The sequence below is a fragment of the Candidatus Magnetobacterium casense genome, from assembly GCF_019173545.1.
Classification (GTDB): Bacteria; Nitrospirota; Thermodesulfovibrionia; order Thermodesulfovibrionales; family Magnetobacteriaceae; genus Magnetobacterium; species Magnetobacterium cryptolimnobacter.
This window is the reverse complement of the sequence record NZ_JABXWD010000204.1, coordinates 1-6,353: the sequence shown is the minus strand read 5'-3', so window position 1 is coordinate 6,353 and position 6,353 is coordinate 1. Positions and strand designations below refer to the sequence as shown.

Annotated in this window: 6 protein-coding genes; all 6 read left to right on the top strand. The window is 50.1% G+C overall.

Going from position 1 to position 6,353, the window contains the following annotated elements:
- Nucleotides 1-149: 149 nt before the first annotated feature.
- The 6 genes from HWQ67_RS11260 to HWQ67_RS11235 all read left to right on the top strand — a co-directional run bounded on the left by HWQ67_RS11260 (nucleotide 150) and on the right by HWQ67_RS11235 (nucleotide 6,234).
- A complete protein-coding gene (locus HWQ67_RS11260) occupies nucleotides 150-1,487 on the top strand; it encodes a cbb3-type cytochrome c oxidase subunit I (protein ID WP_218252786.1) in 1,338 nt (445 codons plus the stop codon).
- 33 nt (nucleotides 1,488-1,520) lie between these two features.
- Nucleotides 1,521-1,895, top strand: a complete 375-nt coding sequence (locus tag HWQ67_RS11255; protein WP_218252785.1) for a hypothetical protein — start codon at nucleotides 1,521-1,523, stop codon at nucleotides 1,893-1,895.
- Nucleotides 1,892-2,260, top strand: coding sequence for a hypothetical protein (locus HWQ67_RS11250; RefSeq protein ID WP_218252784.1), 369 nt, complete (start codon nucleotides 1,892-1,894; stop codon nucleotides 2,258-2,260). Before HWQ67_RS11255 ends, HWQ67_RS11250 begins: the two co-directional genes overlap by 4 nt.
- A gap of 86 nt (nucleotides 2,261-2,346) precedes the next feature.
- Nucleotides 2,347-3,504 (top strand): aminotransferase class I/II-fold pyridoxal phosphate-dependent enzyme, encoded by a 1,158-nt coding sequence (locus tag HWQ67_RS11245; RefSeq protein WP_218252783.1) that lies wholly within the window; start codon nucleotides 2,347-2,349, stop codon nucleotides 3,502-3,504.
- A complete protein-coding gene (locus HWQ67_RS11240) occupies nucleotides 3,495-4,208 on the top strand; it encodes an SDR family NAD(P)-dependent oxidoreductase (RefSeq protein ID WP_218252782.1) in 714 nt (237 codons plus the stop codon). The genes HWQ67_RS11245 and HWQ67_RS11240 overlap by 10 nt, the downstream gene beginning before the upstream one ends.
- 121 nt (nucleotides 4,209-4,329) lie before the next feature.
- Nucleotides 4,330-6,234, top strand: coding sequence for a methyl-accepting chemotaxis protein (locus HWQ67_RS11235; protein ID WP_218252781.1), 1,905 nt, complete (start codon nucleotides 4,330-4,332; stop codon nucleotides 6,232-6,234).
- Nucleotides 6,235-6,353 lie beyond the last annotated feature (119 nt).

The window sequence follows — 6,353 nt, the reverse complement described above, 5'->3', positions numbered from 1 at the left end:
CTTTCGCAGGAATGACAATTACAGCCGTTTTCTAAGTGTGTCATTTCTGGCTTGACCAGAAATCCAGTATGCGTAAAAGTATAGTTACCATGAAATATAAAGAAGATACCAGAAATCCTTGTTGTTATTTTTATGGGCTATATTGTACAATGAAGGTTAGAGTGATATTGGAAGACAACAAAGGACTGGTAAAAGGGTGGCTCATACTTGGTGTTGCGAGCCTGCTGTTTGCGGGTGTTCTGGCGGGCCTGCTGGTAGTGTCACGGACGCCGTATGTGCAGAACGTAATCCCGTGGCTGGATTTCTTCCACACTGCCCTGGTGGTGCATGTAGACCTGTCTGTGCTGATATGGTTTGTGGCCTTTGCCGGTGTGCTGTGGAGCATGTATGGCAGTAGTGCGCTGGTGATACCGGGGTTTGCTGCCTTGGGGATTGCAGCCATCGGGACGTTGGTTATTGCCGCATCGCCTTTTGTTGGGGCCAGGAATCCACTGATGAACAACTATATCCCGGTCCTTGACGACCCGATTTTTCTGGTTGGTATTGGGATTTTCTTCGCAGGATTCGTGCTACTGGTGGTGCGCAGCGTCATTACGCTGCCTCTGCACAAGGCATTGACTGCGGAGGATACGGATACCCGATTTGGTCTTAGCAGTGCGGCTGTCGTGGCTGTCGTGGCCATTGTCTGCTTTATTCTCTCGATACGCAGCATCCCGTCCGGCATCAATGGGTTGACTTACTACGAACTGGCCTTCTGGGCCGGTGGACACATACTCCAATTCATGCATACAATGCTGATGATCGTGGTATGGTTTCTCCTTGCCAAGGCAATCATGCCTGGATTTGAGGTCAATCGACGGTTGGCGATAGGGGTTTTTGGCATTATACTTATTGTTGCCGTGTGTTCGCCGGTAATATTTGCAATGTACACCACGGAGTCGCAGGCACATCGCGATATATTCACCGAGCTGATGGAGTATGGGGTTGGAACCTCAGTAGTGGTCAGCGCCGCCCTGATCGTAATGGCAATTGCAAGCAAGTACAAGGCCCCTCAGACAAGCCACCTGCTGGCAGCGCTGATAAGCTCACTCTCACTGTTTGCAGCCGGAGGAATCATCGGTTTCTTAATCGAAGGGGTCAATGTAATTATTCCGGCACACTATCACGGGGTCATCGTTGGTGTAACGCTGGCATACATGGGGTTTACCTACTACCTGCTGCCACGCCTTGGATACGGTGAACCTTCCTACAGGCTTGCACGACTTCAGGCTTACGTCTACGGCAGTGGACAGTTATTGCACATCACGGGCCTGGCCATGGCAGGTGGCTACGGCGTGCAGCGCAAGGTGGCAGGGGCCGCTCAGGGATTGGATTCGGCCAAAAAACTACTCAGCATGGGATTGATGGGCATCGGCGGCATGGTAGCAGTCATCGGAGGGGTACTGTTTCTCGTCGTAACAATATCCGCAATCAGGGCCAAGAGGTAAGAGTATTGTAACCTGAAACAAAGGAGTAAAAAAATGAAAACCGAAAAAGACAGGCTTTTGTCACCAAAGTATAAACAAGTGCCAGTGATGTATAAGAAATCTCTTCGTAAAAAATCTCACCGTGTCGTAAATGACTTTAGGAGCGATTTATCGTTAGCTGTGCTAAAAATGACAAAAGAATTCAAACGTCTGCCAAATGTTAAAAAACTAGCTTATAAGGCAGAAGGGAAACAATTGACGGTATGGACGTTTATTGATACATATGAATGTAATGTTTTATTCGATATTTCTAATAAAGAGTTAGAAATTATTGAACAATTCTACAATATAGATTTTGATTTTAACACCAGTTTTAATCCTGATGGCGATATCCCTGCCGGCTTTATTGTTGATTATTTAAACTCATGACATCAATAAAAACTCAAGCAGCCGATCATATTAAGCAAGCTAAACGAAACGAGGAGTTTTACCAATCCGTTAAAAATGAATACCCTGATTGGGGAATTATAGCCTTATTCTATTCAGCATTACACTATGTCGATGCGTTTTTAAAGTCTAAAAATATAGATGCAGAAGACCACCGAGAGCGTCGTTCTCGTATCCTGAAGACATCGGAATTAAAACCAATGTATAGTCGCTATAACGTCTTGTATAAATACAGCATTGACGCAAGATACAACATGGTAATCCCAAACATTACAAACGTGGAAGATGTCTATATAATGTTCTTCTTACCATTGAAGAATTTTATTGAAGACCTTTTGCAGCAATAATTGCCCCGGACAGTTGAAACCCTATAAAGATCGCTCCAAACAACCAAATCGCATCTGCCCTTGAGGAGTCGTAACAGCCAATCGTAATGCCCCCTGCCAATACGTATAGTTCCTGCCTGCAGCGCCTTAGCGAGGCCGGCCTTCTTAGAACGATAGCAGACCGCAACTGTCCCCAGGGCAGGACGATCCGCAGAGGCGAAACTCAAATGCTCAACTTTGCCTCAAACGACTACCTTGGGCTTGCCGCCGGCGACGTAATCATCGAGGAAGCAAATAGGGCGATGACGGAGTTTGGGTTCGGGGCGGGGGCGTCGAGGCTGCTCAGTGGTGGCTGCGCCCTGCACGGAGAGCTTGAAGGCAAGGTTGCGGCATTTAAGGGTACTGAGGCAGCGCTGGTCTTTAACTCCGGCTACACGGCAAATGTGAGCGCAATCCCGGCCCTTGCCACCAAAGAGGGCGCCATATTCAGCGACGAACTAAACCACGCAAGCATCGTTGACGGCTGCCGGTTAAGCGGTGCGCAGAGGTACGTCTACAGGCACGGGAGCCTGTCACACCTGGCAGAGCTGTTGCAAGCATCACCCGTGACGCTGAAGCTCGTCATTACGGAGTCCGTCTTCAGCATGGATGGCGACTTAGCCGATATCGGGGGCATCTTTGATCTGTGCAAGGCGCACAACGCCCTGCTATACATAGACGACGCCCACGCAACCGGCGTCCTGGCAGAGGGCAGGGGGTCGCTGGCATACTTTAATATCCCGCCGGATGACAACATCATCCAGATGGGGACGTTTTCAAAGGCCCTGGGCAGCATGGGTGGTTTTATTGCCGCCTCCGGGACAATTATCGAATATCTGGTCAACCGTGCCAGGGGACTTATATACTCCACTGCGCTACCGGCTCCGGTCATTGCGGCATCCCTGGCGGCTGTTAACCACGTGCAAAGCAATCCCGATGTCGTGACCACCCTGCAGGCAAACATAGCCAACTGCAAGAGGCTGCTCCTGTTGCGGGGGATACACGTCCACGATGCCCCAACGGCCATCGTCCCAATATACGTTGAGACGGTTGCGGATGCCCTGCGCATATCCGGACAGTTGTCGGCAAGGGGGATATATGCCCCGGCCATACGACCTCCAACGGTGAAACAACCCCGCATCAGGATATCCCTTTCGGCGCTGCACAGCGACGAGGACATCGAACACCTGAGCGCATCCCTGGCTGAGGTCGTTGGATGTCCGTAGCGCTCGTGACGGGGGCATCGGGGGGACTTGGCGGGGAGGTCGTCCGACACCTGTTGGTGGCCGGCTACGACGTCGTTGCACACTACAACAGCGCAGATGAAGAAGCCCTCATGCGTGAATTTACCGCCTACAGTGGCAGTGTCTCTTGCCTCAGGGCCGACCTGCGCAACAAGGACGATATAGCCAGGATGATTGGCCATATCGGTGAGCGTTATTACAGTCTCAGCGCCGTAGTCAATGCCGCCGGTATCACCAGGGACTCGCTCCTGGTTAAATGCTCCACGGAGGACTGGGACGACGTCATCGGCGTAAATCTCAGCGGTACATATCACGTGATCAAGGCATCCCTGCCGTTGTTGATAAACTCCGGCGATGCCCATGTGATAAACGTATCATCCATCTCCGGCGTCAAGGGCGTTGTCGGGCAGTGTGCCTACAGCGCCTCAAAGGCAGCCCTGTTGGGACTGACGTATACCCTGGCAAAAGAGCTTGCCGAGGTCAACGTACGGGTCAACGCACTCCTGCCAGGGTACATGGAAACGACAATGGGATTGGCTAATCCCCAGGCCCTGCAGCGTGCCACGGAGCAGAGTCTGTTGCACTGTCCGGCATCGGTGCAGGATGCTGCGACGTTTGTTTGCTGGATGCTGAGAACTCAACGGATAACCGGGCAGGTCTTTACGCTGGATAGCAGGATACTCTGAGTTGTTTTTTATGCACCAAAAATTGACAAAAACATGTTTTTTTTCGTACCATAATTTCAACATTTAATAAAACTGCCGGGGGAACAGGGGTACAGGCAGATAAACTAAAGGAGGCTTTGGTATGAGAATATCGACGATGATAAACATTATGGTGTCGGTGTTGTTTGTTTTTTCGTTATTGGGTAGTGGTTCTGTATTTATTCAGACAAAAGACATGGCAAGTGATAGCAGAATTGTTACGGAAGCTGGTTTACTCAGGAGCAGGGCAATGAGGGTGTTTAGCCTCGAACTGCTTAAGCAACATGCAGAGTCCGAAAAACTGATAGCGAAACAGGACAGTTCATTCAGGCTATGTCTTGATGGCGACAAGGTGGCAGACATCTCCCCCATAGGCGATGAAGGCATTAGGACAACAATAAAGGAGTTGGAAACCATGTGGGGAAATATTAAGCCAAAAATCAACCAGGCCCGACAAGATATAACTCTTTATAAACCCCTTAATAACGACTTTGATACCTTCTATGAGTTGTCAAAGAAGTCGGTAGAGTCCATAGACAGTCATACGCTGCACAACGTGAGGGTATTAAAGATGGTTCAGCTTGTAGTGTTCGTGGTAAACATGTTGTTAATAGTTGGCATATGGTTATTTGCCAGAAAAAAGATCGTCAATCCCATGAGGATGCTCATCGGCATTGTCGATACCATAGTGTCAAAAAACATAAAGGTGGAAATCGACTACGACAGCAAGGACTCGGTGGGGCAATTGGTCAGGGACATGAACAAGATGATAGACTTTCTCAACGAGGTGGTAAACGGCACGATGTGGTCTATCAACAACGTGGTCAACACAATGGATTCGGTGAAAAAGAAGTCGTCGCAGTCCTGTTCGTTTGCCGGCAATCAGTACGATCAATCGGTCAACATATCGGCTGCCGCCGAACAGATGAACAAGACGATAACGGATATATCCAGGAACGCCTCCATTGCCTCCGAAACATCAACGAAGGTACTGGTGATGGCCGAGGAGGGTAAGGCAATGACGGAAAAGGCCATCGAAACTGTAAACATGGTCTATACGTCCAACATGGATCTGGCCTCGATGATAAACAGGCTAAATACGAGCGCTCAGGAGATTGGCGATATCGTAACGGTGATAAACGATATTGCCGATCAAACCAACCTGTTGGCCCTCAACGCCGCCATAGAGGCTGCCAGGGCAGGGGAGCAGGGCAGGGGGTTTGCCGTCGTTGCCGATGAGGTCAGAAAGCTGGCGGAAAGGACGCTGAAGGCAACCACGGAGATATCTCAAAAGATACGCTCCGTGCAAAATGAGTCCTCCCACACCTACACCTCAATGGAGGCGTCTTCTGCCAGGGTTACTATGGCCCTGGAGTTGATAACAAACATGGGTAAGTCGCTGTTTACCATTGTCGATGCCATCAATGAGTCAAAGGAGCAGATAACATATATAGCATCGGCAGTTGAGCAACAGGCCATATCCTCTGAGGAGGTGGCAAAGAACATCGAAATCACCCGCAATGAGTCCCAGGCAATGCAGCAGTTGGCCAACGACATCACGCAGGAGGTAAACAGGATGATTGCAACCGCCGAGGAGCTGAGGGCCTACACGTCAGGGTTTAAGACAAAGGGCGGTGACTTGCTCCTGCTCGAACTGGCAAAGACGGACCACCGCCTCTGGGTCAACAAGGTCTCTTATCACATCTCAGGCGGTGACAGGCTCGACAGCGCAAAGCTGGCAGACCATACGATGTGTCGCCTTGGAAAGTGGTACTACAACGACGGCAGAAAGTGCTGTGAGACATTTGAGCCATTCAGGTCAATCGAGGAACCTCACAGAAAGCTCCATGCCCTGGGAAAGGAGATTGTCATTACCTATGACAAGGGAGAAGTGCAGAAGGCACAGCAGATGTTCCGTGAGTTGGATAGCATGTCTGCCATAATAATTGGCAACCTCGAAGGGGTGCGGCAGATGTTAGGCGGTACAGTGAAACTGCTTGGCAAGTGATGACTGCTAGGTATCTTCTTTATATCTCATGGTAGCACAAGGAAGAAAGGGGCGGCTCCGCCCCCCTTCAGAACCCCCCGCAAGGGGACCAGTCCCCTTGACCCCTTCTTGCGAAACAT

What these genes read in the sequence shown, in the direction of transcription:
- HWQ67_RS11235 (WP_218252781.1), top strand. Translation starts at nt 4,330, where the DNA reads ATGAGAATATCGACGATGATAAACATTATGGTGTCGGTGTTGTTTGTT.
- HWQ67_RS11245 (WP_218252783.1), top strand. Translation starts at nt 2,347, where the DNA reads ATGCCCCCTGCCAATACGTATAGTTCCTGCCTGCAGCGCCTTAGCGAG.
- HWQ67_RS11240 (WP_218252782.1), top strand. Translation starts at nt 3,495, where the DNA reads ATGTCCGTAGCGCTCGTGACGGGGGCATCGGGGGGACTTGGCGGGGAG.
- HWQ67_RS11250 (WP_218252784.1), top strand. Translation starts at nt 1,892, where the DNA reads ATGACATCAATAAAAACTCAAGCAGCCGATCATATTAAGCAAGCTAAA.
- HWQ67_RS11255 (WP_218252785.1), top strand. Translation starts at nt 1,521, where the DNA reads ATGAAAACCGAAAAAGACAGGCTTTTGTCACCAAAGTATAAACAAGTG.
- HWQ67_RS11260 (WP_218252786.1), top strand. Translation starts at nt 150, where the DNA reads ATGAAGGTTAGAGTGATATTGGAAGACAACAAAGGACTGGTAAAAGGG.